Here is a 20313-nt window from a genome sequence, read left to right on the forward strand (position 1 = left end):
TCATGATTCACTCCACACTTGCCCCCCATCGCCTGGCCCTGCGCCCTGTGGCCCTGGCCGTTGCCCTGTTGGCCGTGGCTGGCACCGGGCTGGCCCAGGCTCAGGCCGTGGCGCCCGCTGCTGCAGCCGAAGCCAGCCTGCCTGCCGTCACCGTCTCTGCCAGCGGCCTGCAACTGGGCGCCAATGACATGACCACGCCGGTGACGGTGCTCGAAGGTGACGAGCTGGTGCGCCGCCGCGAGGCCACGCTGGGCGAGACGCTCAACAGCGAGCCCGGCATCACCAGCAGCCACTTTGGCGCTGGGGCCAGCCGCCCCATCATTCGCGGCATGGATGGCCCGCGTGTGCGCGTGCTCAGCGACGGTGCCGAGCTGCACGATGCCTCCACCATCAGCCCCGACCACGCCGTGGCGTCCGAGCCCATGCTGGCCACGCAGATCGAAGTGCTGCGTGGTCCGTCGGCCCTGGTGTATGGCAACGGTGCGGTGGGTGGCGTGGTCAATGTGCTCGATGGCAAGGTGCCCACGGCCATTCCGCAAAAGGGGTACGAAGGCAGCGCCGAGCTGCGTGCCAACACGGGCGCCCGTGAGGGGGCCGGCGCTTTCTCGCTCACGGGCGGTGCGGGCAACCTGGCGGTGCATGTGGAGGGCGTGGCGCGCGATGCGGGCGACTACCGCGTGGGCAAGGGCTGGGCGCCCGAGGGCGAGGCCACCCGCAAGGTGCCGGGCAGCTTCAACCGCACCGACACGGGCAGCGTGGGCTTGTCGTGGGTGGGCGAGCAGGGCTACCTGGGCGCGGCCTACACGCGCCAGACGGCCAAGTACGGACTGCCGGGGCACAACCACAGTTTTGAAGGCTGTGGCGTGAATGGAAACCGGCTCGACTGCCCTGCACCCACTGGGCCCGCCGAAGTGCACGACCCGGCCGATGTGCCCGTGGTGGACCTGCGCAGCGAACGCTTTGACGTGCGCGGCGAACTGCGCAACCCGTTCGCAGGCTTCTCGGCCCTGCGCCTGCGCGCGGGCGTGACCGACTATGTGCACGACGAGGTCGAAGACGGCGCCATCAGCACCACCTTCAAGAACAAGGCCTACGACACCCGCGTGGAGCTGCAGCACGAGCCCATTGCCGGGTTCAAGGGCGTGGTGGGCCTGCAGACCTCGCAGCGCAAGTTCAGCGCCGAAGGTGAAGAGGCTTACGTTGAGCCCACCGTCACCCGCAAGGTGGGCCTGTTTATGTTGGAGGAATACCGCCTGGGCGACTGGCGCTTTGAAGGAGCACTGCGCCACGACCGCCAGACGGCCGAGGCGCAGACCACGGGCATCGAGCGCAGCCACAACGGCACCTCGGCATCGCTGGGCGCGGTGTGGCGCTTCACGCCCGGCTACCAGGTGGGCACCTCGTTCACCCGCGCCAGCCGTGCGCCGTCGGCTGAAGAGCTGTACGCCCGGGGCCTGCACATGGCCACCAGCACGTACGAGCGGGGCAACGCCGATCTGCGCTCGGAGACTTCGCAAAACATCGACGTGAGCCTGAAAAAGACCAGTGGCGACACCACCTTTGGCGTGAGCGTGTTCCACAACAAGATCAACAACTACATCTACGGCCGCACGCTCGATGCGCTGGATGGCCTGCAACTGCTGCAGTACAGCCAGGCCGACGCCACCTTCACCGGCATTGAAGGCCAGGTGCGCCAGGCCCTCACGCGCAACTTGGGGCTTACGCTGTTTGGCGACACCGTGCGCGCCAAGCTCGACGGCGGTGGCAACCTGCCCCGTATCCCGGCCACCCGTGCTGGTTTGCGGCTGGACGCCAATTGGGCGGCGTGGGAAGGCCAGGTGGAATGGGTGCAAGTGGCCCGCCAAAGCCGCGTGGCCGAGTTTGAAACCGCGACCCCCGGCTACGGCATGCTGAACCTGGGCGCCGCCTACAACGGCAAGCTGGCCAACGGCTCGCCCTGGCAGCTGTACGTCAAGGGCAACAACCTGACCGACCGCCTGGCCTATGCGCACACCTCGTTCATCAAGACCGCTGCGCCGCTGATGGGGCGCAGTGTGACGGTGGGGGTGAAGGTGGCCTTCTGAGGCTGTGCGGAGGCTTTTTAGCCAGATAGTCTGACACCTACCCCAGCCGTTCGGGCTGAGCTTGTCGAAGCCAGGGCACTCCTTTGAACGGCCCTTCGACAGGCTCAGGGCGAACGGGGCGGGTCTCAGGCATCTGCAAAACTCATGCCAAATAGCCTGCTAGCGCTTATTTAATAAGCGCTAGCAGCTATAAAAAACGTAGCAAATGGCTCGGTGTCAGGCAGCACATAGGCCACGCCGGGCACTTGCCCCAGGTAGGGGGCGATGTGCTGGCTGTAGAACGCATCGGGTGCGTTGATGCAGCCATAGCTGATGCGCCGGTCGCGCGCACGCGGGCTGGCCAGGCGCTGCAGGCGCCGCTCGATGGCCGTGGCGCTGCGCACGCGGTGCAGCGATACCGCCGCGTCGTAGTCGATCCACACAATGTCTTCGCCTTGCAGGTTCTGGCCGGGCTCGGTCACAAACCGGCCTGCGGGCGTGGTGCGCTCGTGCGGGCGCACCTGGGCCACGGGGCGCTGCCCAATGCCGGGAACGCTGCGGTCACCCGGCGCCAGCCCCAGCAGCACGGGCGCGCTGCCCAGCCACTGGGCGCGGCCTGAGAACACATGCACGCAGGCCTCGGGCTTGTCGATCACCACAAAGGGCATGCCCGCGTTGTCTGCCGTGCCCGCCACCCAGCGCAGCAGTTGCCTTGCGGTGGCCGAGGCCTGCCACTCGCCATCGTCCGTGCCCTGCGCCGCACTGGCCCAGGCGCCAGGGGCGGCCAAGGCCAGGGCACCCGTGGCCCAGCGGCTCCATTGGCGGCGGGTGAGGGCGGTGGCGTGCTGTGCGTTGGGTGGGTGGCGAGCGGTGGTCACGTGGGGTGGGACAAAAGCGGTGCGTTGATTTTGCCGCGCCACAGGCAACAGCCCTCCACAAAAAAGCCCATGGCCTTGGAGGGCCATGGGCTGGTGCGGTGGGTTGCGGGGTGGCGGGTTGTCCCGCGCTTGGCCTCAGCCTCTCAGGCGCCGCGTGTGATGGGCACGCCCGCATCGCGGCCGTAGCTGCCGTACTTGCCCAGCTCCCACTTGGCAATGGCGTTGCGGTGCACTTCGTCCGGACCGTCGGCAAAGCGCAGGGTGCGCGCACCGGCGTAGGCATAGGCCAGGGGGAAGTCGTCGCTCATGCCGCCGCCGCCGTGGGCCTGCATGGCCCAGTCGATCACCTGGCAGGCCATGCTGGGGGCCACCACCTTGATCATGGCGATCTCGGTCTTGGCCACCTTGTTGCCTGCCACGTCCATCAGCCAGGCGGCCTTCAGGGTCAGCAGGCGGGCCATGTCAATCTTGCAGCGGGCTTCGGCAATGCGCTCTTGCGTCACGGTTTGCTGCGCCACGGTCTTGCCAAAGGCCACGCGGTTGCTGGCGCGCTTGCACATCAGCTCCAGCGCACGCTCGGCCAGGCCAATGAGGCGCATGCAGTGGTGGATGCGCCCGGGGCCCAGGCGGCCTTGGGCGATCTCGAAACCACGGCCTTCGCCCAGCAGGATGTTGGAGACGGGCACGCGCACGTTTTCAAACGTCATCTCCACGTGGCCGTGGGGTGCGTCGTCGTAGCCAAACACATTGAGCGGGCGAATGACCGTAATGCCCTTGGCGTCAGCGGGCACCAGCACCATGCTTTGCTGTGAGTGCCGGGGCGCCTCGGGGTCGGTCTTGCCCATGGTGATGTAGACGGCGCAGCGCGGATCGGCTGCGCCCGAAATCCACCATTTGCGGCCATTGATGACGTATTCATCACCCTGGCGCTCGATGCGCGTCTCGATGTTGGTGGCGTCGCTCGATGCCACGTCGGGCTCGGTCATTGCGAAGGCCGAGCGGATCTTGCCTTCGAGCAGCGGCTTGAGCCAGCGCGCCTTGTTGGCTTCGTCGCCATAGCGGGCGATGGTTTCCATGTTGCCGGTGTCGGGCGCCGAGCAGTTGAACACCTCGCTGGCCCATGGCACGCGGCCCATGATTTCGGCCAGGGGCGCGTATTCCTGGTTGGTGAGGCCTGCCCCTGCGTAGCCCGAGGCCGCGGCGCTGTCCACTGGCAAAAACAGGTTCCACAGGCCAGCGGCCTGGGCCTTGGGCTTGAGGTTTTCGATGGTGTTCAGGGCCGACCAGCGCTTGCCTGCGGCGGTGTTGGCCAGCAGCTCGGCCTTGTAGGCTGCCTCGGCGGGGTAGATGTGCTCGTCCATGAACTGGAGCAGTTTGGCCTGCAGTTCCTTGGTCTTGGGGGAGTAGTCAAAGTCCATGGGGTTCTCCGTGAAAAATCGGTGGGTGTTGTTCTGTGCGGCGTGTTCAGCCGCGTTGGGCAAACGACCAGGCCAGCTGCGCCATGGGGCGGGCCGTGTCGCCCGATGCCTTGGCCTGCGCGCTGGAGGCGGTGCCTGCCTCGACCCGCTTGGCAATGCCTTGCAAGATGGCCGCGATGCGGAACATGTTGTAGGCCATGTAGAAGTTCCAGTCGGCTCTGAGCGCGTCGGGCGTGGCAATGCCGGTGCGCTCGCAGTAGCTGCGGATGTAGCTGTCTTCATCCGGAATGCCCAGGGCGGCCAGGTCTTGCCCCGCAATGCCGCGCCCCAGCGCTGCAGGGATGTGCCAGCTCATGCAGTGGTAGCTGAAGTCGGCCAGCGGGTGGCCCAGGGTGGAAAGTTCCCAGTCCAGCACGGCCACCACGCGGGGCTCGGTGGGGTGGAACATGAGGTTGTCCAGCCGGAAGTCGCCATGCACGATGGAGACTTGGCTCTCATCCCGTGCGCTGGCAGGCATGTGCGCGGGCAGCCATTCCATCAGCCGGTCCATCTCTTCGATGGGCTGGGTGATGGAGGCGACGTATTGCTTGCTCCAGCGGCCAATCTGGCGGTCGAAGTAGTTGCCAGGCTTGCCGTAGCTGGCCAGGCCCCGGTCGGCAAACTTCACGGTGTGCAGCGCGGCAATCACGCGGTTCATCTCGTTGTAGATGGCGCCGCGCTCGGCGGGCGCCATGCCGGGCAAGGACTGGTCCCACAGCACGCGGCCCTGCATGCACTCCATCACGTAGAAGGCGCGGCCAATCACCGATTCGTCTTCGCACAGCACATGCATGCGGGGCACGGGCACATCGGTGCCTTGCAGGCCGCTCATCACCGCAAATTCGCGCTCCACGGCGTGGGCCGAAGGCAGCAGCTTGGCCACGGGCCCGGGTTTGGCACGCATTACATAGCTGGCACCGGGGGTGATGAGCTTGTAGGTGGGGTTGGATTGCCCGCCCTTGAACATCTCCACCGTGAGCGGCCCCGCAAAACCCGGCATGTGGCGGCCGAGCCAGTCGGTGAGCGCTGCTGTGTCAAAGGCGTGCTGGTCAGACACGGGGCGTGTGCCCACGAAATGGTCAAAGTTGCTCATGGGGGATGAGGGATGGAATGGGTTTGGGCATGGCTGCGCCTGCGCAGGGCTGTGCTTGCTGCGCGCTGGGGCGGCTGTTGCCGGGGTGTGTGTGGGTGGCTGCGTGCGCCGATGTGGCGCACGGCCCAGGAACTGCAGCCCAGGCATTGCGGGGGCTGCGTGCAAGAGGAGTGGTGGGGCTCAGGTGTCGGTTTCCGCAATGCGCATCAGCGCCTCGCGGTTGCGTACCACCAGGCCACCGGGCTCGATGCGAATGGCGTCCTCGCGCTCCATGGACTTGAGCTCCTGGTTCACGCGCTGGCGCGATGCGCCCAGCAACTGTGCCAATTCTTCCTGCGCCAATTGCAGGCCAATGCGCATCTCGCTGCCATCTGAAAGGCTGGGAGTGCCATAGCTGCGCACCAGATGCAGCAGCTGCTTGGCCAGCCGCGCACGCAGGGGCAGGGTGTTGAGGTCTTCCACCAGGCCGTACAGCTGGCGTATGCGGCGCGCATGCAGGCGCAGCATGGCTTCGTAGAACTCGGTGTGCGCTGCCAGGATTTTTTTGAAGTCGGCCTTGGCCACGCACAGCACGGTGGTGTCGCCGTGTGCATAGGCATCGTGCGTGCGCCGGTCCCCATCGAAAATCGCCACGTCGCCAAACCAGATGCCGGGCTCCACATAGGTCAGCGTGATCTGCTTGCCCGAGATGGACGTGGAGCTGACCCGCACCGCCCCGCGCGCGCAGGCAATCCACTCCTCGGGCGGATCGCCCCGGGCGGCTATGAGGCCGCCGTCCTTGAAGCGTTTGACATAGGCGCATCGGAGGATGTCGTGTCGCAGTGAGGGTGAAAGGGATGAGAACCAGCGACCGGAATTGATCGCTTCACGTTCTTCGATAGTAAGAATCGGGTCGTCCATGGTCTGTCTTTTGGGTGACTGGTAACAGCTTCATTGTCGCGTGAGGGACCCGGGCCTTTGCCTGGGGTTGTCACCTGTGCGTCTGTGCCTGCGGGCACGGGTGTTGGGCTTGGGTCCTGGTGGAAACAAAAATGCCCTGGTCCGCAAGGACGCAGGGCATGAATGGTGTCACGGTGGGTGCTGCAGTAGCGGTGGGGCGCTCAGTCGTAGCGCGGGCTGCGTTTTTCAAGAAAGGCCGCAATGCCTTCACCCGCGTTGGCATGGTGCAGGTTTTTGACAAAGTGGTCGCGTTCGCTGTCTAGGTGCGTGCTCAGCGGCTGGTGGGGCGCATCGCTGACCAGCTCCTTGATGCTGGCAAGCACATTGGGCGCCCGTTGGTTCAGCCGCTCGGCCAGCTGCAAGGCGGCGCCCAGGGCATCGCCGGGGTTGCTCAGGCGGTTGACCAGGCCCAGCGCGTGCAGCCGCTCGGCCGCGATCTTTTCGCCGCACATCAGCAGCTCGGTCGCCAGGGCGCGGGGCAGGGCGTGGGCCAGGCTCCAGCTGGCGCCACCGTCGGGCGACAGGGCCACGTTGCTGTAGGCCATCAAAAACACCGCGTCGCGTGCGGCCACCACCATGTCGCAGGCCAGGGCCAGCGAAAAGCCCGCGCCGGCCGCCGCGCCTTCCACGGCCGCAATGATGGGCTTGGGGTAGGTGCGGATGGTCTCAATCCACTGGTGCAGGCCTTCAATGCTCTGGGCTTGCACCTCGGGGGGCTGCTGGCGGTTGGCTTGCAGGCGCTGCAGGTTGCCACCCGAGCAGAACATGCCGCCCGCGCCGGTGATCACCACGCTGCGCACATCGGGGCTGCGCTCGGCCACATTCAGGGCCTCGATGCCCGCGGCATACATGGCGGGCTCAATGGCGTTGCGCAGCTCGGGGTTGCTCAGGGTCAGGACCAGTGTCTGGCCTTCGCTGGTGCTCAGCAGTTGGGCGGGCATGGACTCAGCTTTCTTCGACGTGGGTCAGGCTCAGGCCAATGGCGCCCCGGCGGCGCAGCCAGGGGCTGGGGCGGTAGCGGGTGTCGCCATACACGGTCTGCATATTGAACAGCACCTCCAGGATATTGGTGGGGCCCCAGCGGTCGCCCATGGCCAATGGCCCCAGCGGGTAGCCCAGGCCCAGGGTCACGGCGGTTTCCAGGTCCTTGGGCGAGCAAATGCCTTGCTGGCAAATATCTGCCGCGATGTTGACGATGGTGGCCACGACGCGCTGGGTGACAAAACCGCCGCTGTCGCGGATCACGCTCACGGGCTTGCCGTCACGGGCAAACAATGCGTGTGCGGCGTTGCGGATGTCCACGCGCGTGGCTGGGTTGGTGGCCAGCACGCGCCGCTTGGTGGCGGCTTCCTCCACCAGCATGTCGATGCCAATGGTGCGTGCCGGGTCCAGCCGCTCGACTACTGCCACCGTGGTTACATCAAACCCCAGCGGGGCGACCAGGGTGATGGCATGGGGCGAAGGTGATGCGCCGGTCTCGATGGTGGCACCCAGGTCCTTGAGCAACTGGTACAGCTCCATGCGCCGTGAAGCCCGGGGCGATACCCACACCGGTGGAATGTCTTGCACCACCGGCACAGGGGGCTCTGCGGGCACCTGGGCCGCGCCATCTACATAGCGGTAAAAACCATCGCCCACCTTCTTGCCCAGCACGCCGCCCGCCAGCCGCTGCGCGGTGATGACGCTGGGGCGAAAGCGCGGCTCTTCGTAATACTGGTGGTAGATGGATTCCATGACGGGGTGCGACACGTCCAGCGCCGTCAGGTCCATCAGCTCAAAAGGCCCGAGCTTGAAGCCCACCTGGTCGCGCAGGATGCGGTCGATGGTGGCGAAGTCGGCCACGCCCTCGCTGACGATGCGCAGTGCCTCGGTGCCAAAGCCGCGCCCGGCGTGGTTGACGATGAAGCCCGGCGTGTCTTGGGCCTGCACGGGGGTGTGCCCCATTTCACGGGCGTAGGCCGTGAGGGCCTGGCAAAGCGCGGGGGCGGTCTTGAGCCCAGCCACCACTTCCACCACTTTCATCAGTGGTACGGGGTTGAAGAAGTGAAAACCGGCCAGCCGCTCAGGCTGCTTCAGGCCAGCGGCAATGGCCGTGACCGACAGGGACGATGTATTGGTGGCCCACACGGCGTGCGCGGGCAGTGTGCGTTCCAGCTCTGCGAACAGGGCTTGCTTGACGTCAAGGCGTTCCACCACGGCTTCGATGACCAGCTCACAGGCGGTCAAATCGGCCACTGTGTTGGCTATTTGCAACTGGTTGCCCCAGGCCTGGGCTTGCTCTGGCGTGATGCGGTCCTTGGCCACCAGCTTGCCCCATTGTTCTTGCAGTGCTTGCCTGGCTTTTTCGGCGGCGCCGGTTTGCGTGTCGAGCAACCAGACCTGGCTGCCGGCCTGGGCGGCGATTTGTGCAATGCCCCGGCCCATGGCCCCCGTGCCCACAATGGCGATGGTGGAAAAATGAATTTTCATAGCGCCATTATGGCTGTGGCCCTAGGCGCGCACTTATGTGCAAGAATGGGCTGCACCAAAAACAGAAATTATTGTGAAAATCCGTAACACCATTTTTGGAGCCGGTCTGTGGGTGGTTGCCGCCGGCGCCTCCGCGCTTTCGCTGGGCGCGAGCAGGGGCACTGTGGTGCTGGGTAATACGTTGGATTTGGCCTTTGATGTCAAGCCGGATGAGGGCTCAGACATCGCCACCTCGTGTGTGGTGGTCAGCGTCAAATCCGGTGACTCGCTGGTCAGCGAGTCCAAAGTGTTGGTGAGTCCCCTGGCATCCGGTGTGCGGGTGCAGGCGTTCACCGCCATCGATGAACCTGTGGTTCAGGTCACGCTGACGGCTGGCTGCACAGGCCGCACCACGCGCACCTATACGTTTTTGGCCGACCCGCCCAAAGCGGCGCAACGCATCATGGCTGCACCGGCGGCCGCGGCTGCTGCTACCGCCCCATTGCGGGATCGCACCCTATCTCCGCAAGACGCAGCCGTGATGGCTGCACGCGCCCCGGAAGTGGGTGGCTTGGAGCAAGGTGTTGCAGGTGGCCCGGCCGCTGCTTCCGCTGTGGTGCCGCGTACTTCGCAACGCACCGCGCAGGCCGTGCGCAAAGAGCCTCGCACAACCCCTGCGGCAACCGCTCCTGCCAAGCCTGCGGCAGCTGCCGCCAAAGAAGCCGCTCGCTCCCGTCTAGTCATGGAGCCGCTTGATATCTGGCTCGATTCGCCCGTGACCTTGCGTTCTACGCCTGAGTTGCCTCAGGCCCCAGCGTCCGAGGCCACACCGCAAAGAGAGCAGGCCGCAGCGCTGTGGCGCAGTTTGAACCCAGACCCGCAAAGCCAGGAGCAAGGCCAGGCCTCACAGCGCCAGCTGGAGTCGGAGCTGACTCAGCTGCGCGCCAAGGCCACGCGCGACCAGGCCGCTTCGGCCGAGTTGCAGCGCCAGTTGCAAGAACTGGAGTCAGATCGTTTTCCTGCCTGGGTGGTGTATGCCCTGGGGGCTGCCTTGGCGGCTGCGTTGGGCTTGGGTGGCTGGTTGTGGCGCCGCTCCGACCGCACCGCGACCAAGGCCGCGCGCTCGTGGCGCGAATCGGTGGCCGTCAGCAACCGCAAATCGGACACCCATGAAGTGGTGGACCTGGACCCGCTGGAGCGGGTGCAGGAGCATCCTGCAGACCGCTGGGGACGGCCCATTTCTGGTGCCGCAGGCATGGCAGCGCCTGCCCCGGCTGCGGTCGATATCTTGCTGGAGCCTGAAGAAATTTCCGCGGAAGCCGCAGGGTTTGCCCCCAAACCTGTCGTTGCGGCCCCGGCTTCCTCAGAGCCCGTCCTACAGCACATCATCAACCCGGAAGAGCTGTTCGACATCCAGCAACAGGCCGAGTTCTTTGTGTCTGTGGGCGAGCACGACCAGGCGGTGGAAGTGCTGCGCCAGCACATTGCCGAGCATGAAAAAACCTCTCCGGTGGCCTACCTGGAGTTGCTGCGCCTGTACCGAACGCTGAGCCGGGCGGCAGACTTCAATGTGCTGCGCCAGAAGTTCATGCAGCACTTCAATGCGCAGGTGCCAGAGTTCGCCGCGTTTGACCGGGCTGGAAAATCACTGGAGCAGTACCACGAGGCGTTGGCCGAAGTGGAAGCCGAGTGGAGTTCAGCCGCGGTGCTGGGTGTGCTGGAAAAGCACATGTTCTACAAGTCTGGCGACAAGCGCAAAGCGCCGTTTGATTTGGCCGCTTTTGACGATTTGCTCTTGCTGCTGGCCATTGCGCAGACCACGCCCCCCAGCGTGCGGGGTGCACCGCCGCCGCGCAAGCGCACCACGCCCAAGGCGCAGTCTTTTGAGGCGGCCGCAGCCCATGCGTTGAGTGCCCTGACGCCACTGAGCCCGCTGGACACAACGCCCGATTTCCCCCTGGATTCTTTGGCCGCCGCGTTGGAGTTTGGTTTTGAGCCGCCGACACAGCCTGCGGCAGCGGGCGCCGAGATGCCTGATGGTCCGGCCACGGTGCCGACGCGAACGCAGGGTTTGGTCGATGAATTTGTGGACAGCGTGCCTGTGCCAGCCCCCGCCGCCAGCCGGGCGGCGGCCACCCCACCGGCATCGACGTTCACGTTGGACATTGACCTGTCCGAGCCGGTGCCCATCACCATCAGTGATTTGCCCCCGGTGCCTGTGACTCCGCCACCCCCTCCAGGTCAGCCGATTGGCTTTGGCTCTTCCAACGACCTGATGGAGTTGAGTCTGGAACTGGAACCGCTGAATCCACCTGGCAAGAAATAAGCAAACCCCGGCGTGCCATGGGCCGCCGGGTTGCAGAGGGCAAAGGCTTTACAGCCTCGCCTTCATTGCACGCGCAGTGCCGCCATCAGCGCGGTGGCCGCTTCTTCAGGCTGCGCAGCATTCACCAGCGCACGCACCACCGCGATAGAGCCCACGCCCGTGGCGCGCACGGCCCCAAACTGCTCCTGGCCAATGCCCCCAATGGCAACCTGCGGGTAATGCCGCAGCAGCTGGGCATAGGCTTGCAACCGCCCCAGGCCCTGCGGTGCGGTGGCCATTTTCTTCAGCGTGGTAGGGAACACAGCGCCCATGGCGATGTAGCTGGGCCCCACGGCATCGGCGCGCACCATCTCGGCGTAGCCGTGGGTGCTGACACCCAGGCGCACGCCTGAATCGCGCAGGGTGCGCAGCTCTTGCGGGGTCAGTGCGTCCAGGTCTTCCTGGCCCAGGTGCACGCCATAGGCGCCTGCGGCAATGGCTTCTTGCCAATGGTCGTTGATGAACAGCAGCGCCTGGGTGCCCGCCACGGCAGCGACGGCGTTGCGCACCTCGCGGGCAATGGCGTGGGCATCTTCAGATTTGAAGCGCAGTTGCACGGTGGGTACGCCTGCGCGGGCCATGCGGCCCACCCACTCTGCATCGGGCAGCACGGCGTACAAACCCAGCGCTTGCGGGCAGGCGGCAAAGGCCTGGGCGCGCGGCAGGGGCTGCAAGCCAAAGTCCAGCGGCTCGCAGGGCCAGCTGGTGGCGTCAAACTGGCCTGTGCGCTCAGTTTGGGCCTGCCAGGCGCGGGCCAGGCATTCGGCGTCGTGGGCGATGAAGCCCAGTTGGCTGCAGGCCTGCAGCGCTGCCAGGTAGGCCGGTGCGGTGCTGGTGGGGGCAGGGGGCTGCAATGGCTCGAAGCCCGCAAAGGTGGCGGCGTGGTGGCTGGCGATGGCCTGTGCCATGCCCATGGTGTGGGGCTCAAGCATGGGTTGCGTGGTGCCAGAAGGGCGTGCCCAGCACAGGGGTGCTGGGCTGGGCAGAGTCTTGCGCGGTCATCGCGCCTGCGCGGTGGGCTGTGCGGCCTGCCTGCACGGCATCGGCAAAAGCACCGGCCATGGCCACAGGGTCTTGCGCCAGGGCCACGGCTGTGTTCAGCAGCACGCCGTCGTAGCCCCATTCCATGACCTGGCAAGCGTGCGAGGGCAGGCCCAGGCCCGCGTCCACCAGCAGCGGCACGCTCAGCCGCTCGCGCAGCGTTTGCAGAGCGTAGGGGTTCACCGGCCCCCGGCCGGTGCCAATGGGCGCGGCCCAGGGCATGACGGCCTGGCAGCCGACATCGACCAGGCGCTGGCACAGCACCAGGTCTTCGGTGCAGTAGGGCAGCACCTGAAAGCCTTCCTTGATCAGGTGCTCTGCCGTGCTCACCAGGTTCAGCGTGTCGGGCTGCAGGGTGTAGTCGTCGCCGATCAGCTCCAGCTTGATCCAGGGGGTGTTGAACACCTCGCGGGCCATCTGTGCGGTGGTGATGGCTTCTTGGGCGCTGTGGCAGCCTGCGGTGTTGGGCAGCACGGGCACGCCCAGCTTGCGCAGCAGCTCCCAGAAGCTGGCGCCACTCTCGGCCGGGTTGCTGCCTTGGCGGCGCAGCGAGGCCGTGACCATGGCGGGCTGGGCGCGCTCGACGGCTGCCTCCAGCACCGCAGGCGAGGGGTAGCGCGATGTGCCCAGCAGCAGGCGGCTGGTGAAGGTGTGGCCGTACAGAACCAGAGGGTCTTGGGAGGTGAGAGCTGTCATGGCTTGGTGGGGCGTCAGCCGCCCGTCACTGGGGAGATGATTTCCACGCGGTCGCCCGGTTGCAGTGGGTGGGCGGCGTAGCGTGTGTTGGGGACGAAGGTGGTGTTGACTGCGACCGCAAATGGCGGGCGGGCCGCGATGGCGGCCACCGCGTCGGCCACGGTGGCGCCGTCGGGCAGTTCATGCGGGTGGTTGTTGATGCAAATCTTCATGCCAATGCGCTGGCAGCCTGATCGGCCGGGGCAGACGTCCCCAGCAGTTCAAGCCGCAGATCAAAACGTTTTGAAAGCGCTGATTGTCCTGTGTTCAGGATCTCCATGGTCACATCCAGCATGGCGGGCGAGATCATGAACCCGTGGCGGTACATGCCGTTGACCTCCAGCACGCGGGGCTGGGGCTGGCGGATGGCGGGCAGGTTGTCGGGCAGGGTGGGGCGGCACTGGGTGCACAGCTCCAGCACGCGGGCCTCGGCAAAGCCCGGATGCACGGCGTAGGCGGCACTCAGCAGCTCCAGGGTGGAGCGCACGCTGGCGGGGGAGAGATCGTCCGATTCGATCTCAGTCGCGCCGATCACAAAGATGTGGTCTTGCTTGGGCGCCAGGTAAATCGGGTAGCGTGGGTGCACCAGGCGGGTGGGGCGCTGCAGAGTGACATCGGGCGCATACAGGCGCACCACCTCGCCGCGCACGCCGCGCAGGGCCTTCCAGTCCTGGCGGGCGCCCAGGCCTCGGCAGTCCAGCAGCCAGTCGGGCTGGCCTGGGGTGCCGGGGGCAAAGGCCTCTGGCGCGCGGGGTGCGTTCCAGTGCATGGTCACGCCCAGGCGTGTCATTTCGGTGAGCAGGGCGGCCAGCAGTTGCCGGTTGTCGAGCTGCCCTTCGCCCGGCAGGTACAGGCCTTGGGCAAAGCGATCGGCCAGGGTGGGCTCAGATTGCGCCAGAGCCGCACTGTCGAGCTTTTGCATGGCGGGCAACTCGGGGGTGGTGCGCTGGTTGGTCTCTAGCACGCGCGTCAGGCGCTGGGCTTCGGCGGCGTCTTGCCGGTGCCAGACGATCAGCGTGCCTGCTTGTTGAAAGAATACGGGCTCGGGCAGCGAGGCAATCAACTGCTGCCAGCGCGGCAGCGCGTAGTGGCCCATGCGCACCACGCCGGGCTCGGTGATGGCGGACTCGGCCAGCGGGGCCAGCATGGCGGCGGCGACGTTGGCGGCCGATTGCTCTGCCAGTGGGCTGCCTGCGTCGTAGATGTCCACCCGATGGCCCTGGCGTGCCAGCTCCACGGCGAGCAAGCGGCCCATGAGGCCTGCGCCCAGAATTGCAAAGGATGAGGGGGAAAGTGACATAGGGGTCCGTCTGGCGTCCGTCTGTAGAAAGGCAACAGTGGACAAAACGGAGGGCGCAGCGCCGTTGGTGGAAACTCCCCACGCCAGCATGACCTGGATCGGGTAGCGGGGCGCGGTGCAGCGTGGCTGCGGGCCCCAGGGTATTTCTCAGTCACACACCGCGCATGGCAGCGGGACACCCCTGTTTCGTCCGGAAAAAACAATTACAGCACATCCTCTTTTGCCGCAGCTTGACCTGGCGCATAGGCCATAATTTTTGCCATGACTTCCTCTTCTTCAGGGCTCCACGCGGGCCGTCCACACGCACGCGTGTTGTCCCGTTATGCGCGCGTGTTGTCCATTGCCGGCTCAGACAGCGGCGGCGGCGCAGGCATCCAGGCCGATCTCAAAACCTTCAGCGCCCTGGGCTGCTACGGCATGACGGCCATCACTGCCATCACGGCACAAAACACCTGCGGCGTCACGGGCATCCATGGCGTGCCGCCCGACATGCTCAAGGCCCAGATCGATGCCGTGGTGCAGGACATTGGCGTGGACGCGGTGAAGATCGGCATGCTGCATTCGCCCGACGTGGTGCGTGTGGTGGCCGATGCCATTCGCACCTACCAGTTGCCCCATGTGGTGCTGGACCCTGTGATGGTGGCCACCAGTGGCGACCGTCTGATTGCACAGGAAACCGTGGGCGTGCTGGTGCAAGAGCTGTTCCCGCTGGCCGAGGTTGTGACCCCCAATTTGGACGAAGCGGGCTGGCTGCTGGGCCGCAGCTTGCAAGACGCCGATGCGCTGGAAGCCGCAGCGCAAGACCTGCGTGCATTGGGCGCGCAGGCGGTGCTGCTCAAAGGCGGGCACTTGCCGGGCGATTGGGTGGTGGATGTGCTGTCGATGCCCGGTGCACCGCGGGTGCACAAACTGCAGTCGCAGCGCATTGCCACGCACAACGGGCATGGCACCGGGTGTACGCTGTCGTCGGCCATTGCGGCCCACCTGGCGCTGGGGCTGCCACTGCAGCAAGCGGTGGAACAGGCCCGGGCCTACATCCTGGGTGCGATTGCTGCAGGCGCCGACGTGACCACGGGGCGCGGCCACGGCCCGCTGAACCATGGCTACGCGCCGGTGGCGCAGCGGGTGTTTGAGGGTTCTTAGTGATTTTGGCCGCTAGCGCTTATTAATCAAGCGCTGGCAGCTCATAATTTGATAGCGATCAGCGCACCTTGGGCCGGGTGGCCCAGGCCAGTGCAAAGCTGAATGCCAGGGCGGGCAAGGCCGAGCCTGCACCTGGCAACACCTTGGGCGCCAGGTGGTACACCGCAATGCCTGCCAACCACAGGGCCACGGGCAAGGCGTTCACCACCCGGGCCTGCGCCAGCAGCGTGGGGGCATGGGTGCCAAACGCCAAGCGCCCCAGGATGACGCCGAACAGCGGTACGAACACCGAGCTGAGCAGCAGCAAGAACGGCTCCAGGCTGTGCATGGGCAGCACCAGGGCCAGGCCCGTGCACATAGCTGCCACGGCCAGGCCCCAGCGGCGCACGCTCCAGCGTGGCAACAGGCTGTGGGCCGACACGGCACCCGAGTACGCATCGCCATAGGCGTTGTCCACCTCGTCGATCAGGATCAGCGACAGCGCAATGAGCCCGCCCTGTGCCAGTAGCAGCGCTTGCACCAGGTCGGTGGACGGGAGCGTCAACGCCACCAGCACGCCCAGGCTGTAGCACCACATGTTGGCCAGCGCGTAGCCCAGCCACGTGCCACGCAGGGCCGCGCTGCCGCTCTTGCCATGGCGGGCGTAGTCGGCCACCAGCGGCAGCCACGAAATGGGCATGGCGATGACCAAATCCAGCGCGGGTAGCACGCCCATGCCGCCTTCGCCCTGGCGATTCCACAGCGCGCTAAAGCCCTGGGCTTGCGCCAGCGACACAAACTGCCAGCTCAGCCACAGCAGCGACAGCACCACCAGGGGCAACGCCACCCGGGCAATCACCTTGCGCACCAGTTGCACCATCGATCCGCTGATGAGCAGCATCACCACACCGCCCCACAGCAGCGTGGCCAGCACAGGCCACAGGGTTCCAGCCATGGTGCCAGCCATGGTGCCAGCCAGGCCACCCGCCTGCTGCCCAATGGCCACGGTGGCGTCGCGCATCACCACCAGCTCAAAGGTGCCCCAGCCCACCAGTTGCACGATGTTCAGCACGATGGGCAGGCTGGCAAAGCCCCGGCCATACACCGCGTGCATCAGCCCCGCGCTGGCCAGGCCACTGTCGCAGCCCAGCTTGGCCACCCAGCCCAGCAGGCCCGCGCCCAGCAAAGAGCCCGCCACAATCGCCCACAAGGCCTCCTGGGTGCCCAGCGCAGGCATCAGGTAGGCGCCGACCTGCATTACCAGCAGGCCCACGCCCAGGCTGAACCACAGTGAGGCATGGTCGTGCCACTGGAAGACGCGGCGCTCGGCAGGCACGGGTACCAGGGCCTCGTTGACTGCCGATGAAGTGGGGGCAGGGTGGTGGGATGACGTCATGCAAAAGCTCCGCAGCGGTCTGTTCGGTCGGGTAACTACAGCGCAGGGGGCAACGCCCGCCCTGGCGCTGCCCGGTGCGGGGCATGGCTGCGGCGTAACGGCTTCCCTGCGCGAGGATGATCTCGGGCCCAAGTCTGTGGACTGGGCGCAGTCAGGTTCAAAGGGACTCTCTCAGCCTGCAGCTTGCGTTGCAGACACCCCTAGCAGGCATTGGCGGCCGGGTGGCATCCAATGCGGGTTGGATTGTAGGTCTATGCCGCCACTGGCGTGGTGGCGGCGTCGGCCACCGGCCACTGCAGGCGCAGCCGGGTTTCAAAGCGGCGCTCCTGCCCGGTCAAGGGGTCGGCAAAACGCAGCGACCGGGCTAGCAACTGCAAGGGGCGCGAGTAGTCGCCTTCGGGCGGGTCGTTCACCTCGGGGTAGAACGGGTCGTTGCGCAGCGGCAGGCCCAGCGCGGCCATGTGCACGCGCAACTGGTGGCGTTTGCCGCTGATGGGCTCCAGCCGGTACAGCGCCCAGGGGCCTTGCACGGCTTGCACGGCCATGTGCGTGTGGCTGTTGGGCTCGCCGGGCACTTCCTGCATGCGGAAAAATTGAGGAGATTCCTCCATGCGGCTGCGGTGTTCACGCGGAAACGTGAGGTGGGCGTCCCAGGGAGCTACAGCGTCGTAAGCCTTGGCCATGCTGCGCTCTCTGAACAAGGCCTGGTACGCGCCCCGCGTGCGCTGCTGCACCGAGAACAGCACCAGCCCCGCCGTGTCACGGTCAATGCGGTGCAGGGGCGATAGGTCGGCCAGGCCCAGTTGCCGCTTCAGGCGCACCAGCAGCGACTGCTGCACATAGCGCCCCGTGGGTGTGACGGGCATGAAATGCGGCTTGTCGGCCACCAGCAGGTGCTCGTCCTGGTACAGCACTTGGTGTTCAAAGGGCAGCTCGGGCTCGCCCGGCAGGTGGCGGTAATAGAACAGGCGCACGCTGCCTTTCACCGCTTGCTCAGGGCGCGCAGGCTGGCCCTGGGCGTCCACCACATCTCCGGCAAGCATGCGCGCACGCCATTCATCGTGGCCCACCCCGGGCAAGTGGGCGGCCAGCCGCTCGAGCAGGCTGCCGCGGCCTTGCTGGGGCAGCACCACGCAGCTGGGGCTCACGCCATCGCGCATGGGCAGGGGGCTTTCAGGGATGTGGGGGTGGTTCAAGGCTTCAGAGGGCAGGGACTTGCCAGGCTGGATGGGGCTCGAAAAGCATAGCACCGTGACTTGCGCGCTGTGGGGCGTTGCCCCGCCGGGGGGCGGCCGCTTTTCTTTCTTGGTTCAAGGGTTAACACCAATGGCGCCTGTTGTAAAAAATCTCCTTTTACAAAAAATTGATATGGATCAACGCTATTGTTGTAACTAAGATGTAAGCAATTCTTGCTAAATGATGAATTAAATAATAAATTTGATAAAAGCAAGAAATTCTTCAAGGACTTCCATGCCCACTTCCGCCCAGCGTTCCGTCGCTTTCAAGCTCTCATTGGCTGCTCTGGTGAGCTTATTGCTGGTCTTGTTCAGCACCATGACCTTGGTGAGTCTGTTCATCTGGCAGGACTTTGGCGGCGTGTCGCGCAACGATGCGCGCCAGTACGCGACCCAGATGCGCACGCTGGTGCAGAGCTTTGATGAAACGGCCCAGGACCAGGCCAAGCGCGACTTCGTGTTGTTCAAGTCCCGCTTCACGGGCGACTTCAGCGTGGAGGAGCAGCCCGGCGCGGATGGCAAGAAGGAGGCGGTTCTGAGCTTTCAAGGTGCGCCGCTGAACGGCAACTTTGAGGGAGTGGACCGCTTTACCAAAGACAGCGCGGGCGCCATTGCCACCATTTTTGCCCGCACGGGGGACGACTTCATGCGCGTGACCACGTCCCTCAAAAAGCAGGATGGCGAGCGCGCCTACAAAACCCTGTTGGATCGCAACCACCCCGCTTACCCCCTCATGCAAGAGGGCAAAACCTACATTGGCCGCGCCAGCCTGTTTGGCAAGGAATACATGACGGTGTACGAGCCCATCCGTGAGGGCAACCGCACGATTGGCATTCTGTTCATCGGCACGGACATGGGGGTCATCCTGGGCAAGCTGGCGCAGGTCATGGGCTCGCAAAAGCTGTTTGAAAGCGGCGCGGTGTACGCGGTGAACGTGTCCTCGGGCCCCGCGCGTGGCCGCACATCGGGCTTGGCCGATGCCCCGGTGGTGGATGAAAAGACCGAAGATGGCAAAGCCTGGCTGGCCCGTTTGACCGAGAAAGACCAGACCAGCGATTTCGAGACGCTGTGGTCGCCCCGCCTGGGTGCGGGCAAGCAGCAGCGCCAGTTTGTGGCCGCAGAGCGCTACAAGCCCTGGAACTGGGTCATCGTGGCCGAAGCCCCCTTGTCCGAGATGATGGAAGATGCCCGTGCGGTGCTGATCTGGCTGTGGGTGGGCGTTTTGGCGGCACTGGCCATCCTGACGGTGGTGCTGGTCTATGCCACGCGCCGGCTGGTGGGTCAGCCGGTGCAGCAGCTCAGCACAGCGCTGGTGCACTTGTCGCAAGGCGATTTGACGCACGCCGTGGACATCCGATCGAACGACGAGATTGGCGCGCTGGGCCAGGCCATGGAAGGCTTTCGCCAGCGCCTGGTGCAAAGCCTGGGCACGGTGCGCCGCAGCGCCGAAAGCGTGTCGTCCGCCAGCAGCGAGATCGCGCAGGGCAACCACGACCTGTCGGCACGCACCGAGACGCAGGCCAGCTCGCTGGAAGAAACCGCCGCCAGCATGGAAGAGCTGGGCTCCACCATCCGCCACAACGCAGACAACGCCTCGCAAGCCAGCCGCCTGGCGGCCAGCGCCAGCCAGGTGGCCACACAGGGCGGGCAGGTGGTGGCGCAGGTGGTCAGCACCATGCACAACATCAATGGCAGCAGCCAGAAGATTGCCGACATCATTGGCGTGATTGACGGCATTGCCTTCCAGACCAATATCCTGGCGCTGAACGCCGCCGTGGAAGCCGCCCGTGCAGGCGAGCAAGGCCGGGGCTTTGCCGTGGTGGCCAGCGAGGTGCGCAACCTGGCGCAGCGCACAGCGGCCGAGGCCAAGGCCATCAAGGAGCTGATCGGCGCCAGTAGCGCCATGGTGCAAGAAGGCTCGGTGCTGGCCGACAAGGCGGGCACCACCATGGGCGAGGTGGTCAGCTCCATCCAGCGGGTGGCGGACATCGTCTCTGAAATCAGCGCGGCCACGGGCGAGCAAAGCGCCGGGGTGGGGCAGGTGGGCCAGGCGGTGACGCAGCTCGATCAGGCCACCCAGCAAAACGCGGCGCTGGTCGAAGAAATGGCCGCCGCCGCCAGCAGCCTGCGCACCCAGGCCGAGCAGATGGTCGAGGCCGTGGCCCAGTTCAAGCTGGGGCAGGAGCCTGGGCAGTATCGGCAACTGGGGCGCTGAGGGATCGATTCTTTTGCTATTGAATC

At 65.8% G+C, this 20313-nt stretch carries 16 protein-coding genes and 1 riboswitch; of the genes, 4 read left to right on the forward strand and 12 right to left on the reverse strand.

What is annotated here, in order from left to right; translation table 11 throughout:
* Nucleotides 1-2 precede the first annotated feature (2 nt).
* On the forward strand, nucleotides 3-2084 hold the full coding sequence (locus tag EAG14_RS08965) for a TonB-dependent receptor (protein ID WP_121728636.1): 2082 nt from the start codon (nucleotides 3-5) through the stop codon (nucleotides 2082-2084).
* Between the two features lie 170 nt (nucleotides 2085-2254).
* Here EAG14_RS08965 and EAG14_RS08970 read toward each other — a convergent pair whose 3' ends face one another.
* The 6 genes from EAG14_RS08970 to EAG14_RS08995 all read right to left on the reverse strand — a co-directional run bounded on the left by EAG14_RS08970 (nucleotide 2255) and on the right by EAG14_RS08995 (nucleotide 8899).
* A complete protein-coding gene (locus EAG14_RS08970; RefSeq protein WP_240456975.1) occupies nucleotides 2255-2941 on the reverse strand; it encodes a hypothetical protein in 687 nt (228 codons plus the stop codon).
* A 143-nt stretch (nucleotides 2942-3084) separates the two neighbouring features.
* Entirely contained in the window at nucleotides 3085-4359 is a 1275-nt protein-coding gene (locus tag EAG14_RS08975) for an acyl-CoA dehydrogenase family protein (RefSeq protein ID WP_121730384.1), read from the reverse strand.
* Between the two features lie 46 nt (nucleotides 4360-4405).
* Nucleotides 4406-5491, reverse strand: a complete 1086-nt coding sequence (locus EAG14_RS08980) for a phosphotransferase (protein ID WP_099655694.1) — start codon at nucleotides 5489-5491, stop codon at nucleotides 4406-4408.
* Nucleotides 5492-5671: 180 nt separating this feature from the next.
* On the reverse strand, nucleotides 5672-6391 hold the full coding sequence (locus EAG14_RS08985) for a Crp/Fnr family transcriptional regulator (protein WP_099655693.1): 720 nt from the start codon (nucleotides 6389-6391) through the stop codon (nucleotides 5672-5674).
* Between the two features lie 200 nt (nucleotides 6392-6591).
* Nucleotides 6592-7371: an oxepin-CoA hydrolase, alternative type gene (locus EAG14_RS08990; protein WP_121728637.1), complete on the reverse strand. Its 780-nt coding sequence runs from the start codon at nucleotides 7369-7371 to the stop codon at nucleotides 6592-6594.
* 4 nt (nucleotides 7372-7375) lie between these two features.
* On the reverse strand, nucleotides 7376-8899 hold the full coding sequence (locus EAG14_RS08995) for a 3-hydroxyacyl-CoA dehydrogenase (protein WP_121728638.1): 1524 nt from the start codon (nucleotides 8897-8899) through the stop codon (nucleotides 7376-7378).
* 166 nt (nucleotides 8900-9065) lie between these two features.
* On the opposite strand from EAG14_RS08995, the gene EAG14_RS09000 reads away from it, so the two are divergent.
* On the forward strand, nucleotides 9066-11204 hold the full coding sequence (locus EAG14_RS09000; protein WP_240456976.1) for a hypothetical protein: 2139 nt from the start codon (nucleotides 9066-9068) through the stop codon (nucleotides 11202-11204).
* A gap of 62 nt (nucleotides 11205-11266) precedes the next feature.
* Here EAG14_RS09000 and EAG14_RS09005 read toward each other — a convergent pair whose 3' ends face one another.
* From EAG14_RS09005 to EAG14_RS09020, 4 genes are read right to left on the reverse strand one after another with little or no spacing between them, the layout of a single operon-like run.
* The gene (locus tag EAG14_RS09005) at nucleotides 11267-12175 is read right to left on the reverse strand and encodes a thiamine phosphate synthase (RefSeq protein ID WP_121728639.1); all 909 of its coding nucleotides are present in this window, start codon (nucleotides 12173-12175) and stop codon (nucleotides 11267-11269) included.
* Complete coding sequence (locus EAG14_RS09010) at nucleotides 12168-12980, reverse strand: thiazole synthase (RefSeq protein WP_121728640.1); 813 nt, start codon at nucleotides 12978-12980, stop codon at nucleotides 12168-12170. Before EAG14_RS09010 ends, EAG14_RS09005 begins: the two co-directional genes overlap by 8 nt.
* 14 nt (nucleotides 12981-12994) lie before the next feature.
* Nucleotides 12995-13192 (reverse strand): sulfur carrier protein ThiS, encoded by a 198-nt coding sequence (gene thiS / locus EAG14_RS09015; RefSeq protein ID WP_099655688.1) that lies wholly within the window; start codon nucleotides 13190-13192, stop codon nucleotides 12995-12997.
* Entirely contained in the window at nucleotides 13189-14319 is a 1131-nt protein-coding gene (locus EAG14_RS09020) for an FAD-dependent oxidoreductase (protein ID WP_099741326.1), read from the reverse strand. The genes thiS and EAG14_RS09020 overlap by 4 nt, the downstream gene beginning before the upstream one ends.
* A gap of 58 nt (nucleotides 14320-14377) precedes the next feature.
* A riboswitch (TPP riboswitch) is annotated at nucleotides 14378-14512 on the reverse strand.
* Between the two features lie 68 nt (nucleotides 14513-14580).
* Between EAG14_RS09020 and thiD the strand changes: the two genes are divergently transcribed.
* The gene (gene thiD / locus EAG14_RS09025; RefSeq protein ID WP_099741325.1) at nucleotides 14581-15462 is read left to right on the forward strand and encodes a bifunctional hydroxymethylpyrimidine kinase/phosphomethylpyrimidine kinase; all 882 of its coding nucleotides are present in this window, start codon (nucleotides 14581-14583) and stop codon (nucleotides 15460-15462) included.
* 58 nt (nucleotides 15463-15520) lie between these two features.
* Here thiD and EAG14_RS09030 read toward each other — a convergent pair whose 3' ends face one another.
* The gene (locus EAG14_RS09030; protein WP_121728641.1) at nucleotides 15521-16837 is read right to left on the reverse strand and encodes a cytosine permease; all 1317 of its coding nucleotides are present in this window, start codon (nucleotides 16835-16837) and stop codon (nucleotides 15521-15523) included.
* Nucleotides 16838-17088: 251 nt separating this feature from the next.
* The gene (locus EAG14_RS09035; protein WP_121728642.1) at nucleotides 17089-18033 is read right to left on the reverse strand and encodes a pseudouridine synthase; all 945 of its coding nucleotides are present in this window, start codon (nucleotides 18031-18033) and stop codon (nucleotides 17089-17091) included.
* Between the two features lie 274 nt (nucleotides 18034-18307).
* Here EAG14_RS09035 and EAG14_RS09040 point away from each other — a divergent pair, with 274 nt between their 5' ends.
* Nucleotides 18308-20287, forward strand: a complete 1980-nt coding sequence (locus EAG14_RS09040; RefSeq protein ID WP_121728643.1) for a Cache 3/Cache 2 fusion domain-containing protein — start codon at nucleotides 18308-18310, stop codon at nucleotides 20285-20287.
* Nucleotides 20288-20313 lie beyond the last annotated feature (26 nt).

The sequence above is a fragment of the Acidovorax sp. 1608163 genome, assembly GCF_003669015.1.
In the GTDB taxonomy this organism is placed as follows: Bacteria; Pseudomonadota; Gammaproteobacteria; order Burkholderiales; family Burkholderiaceae_C; genus Acidovorax.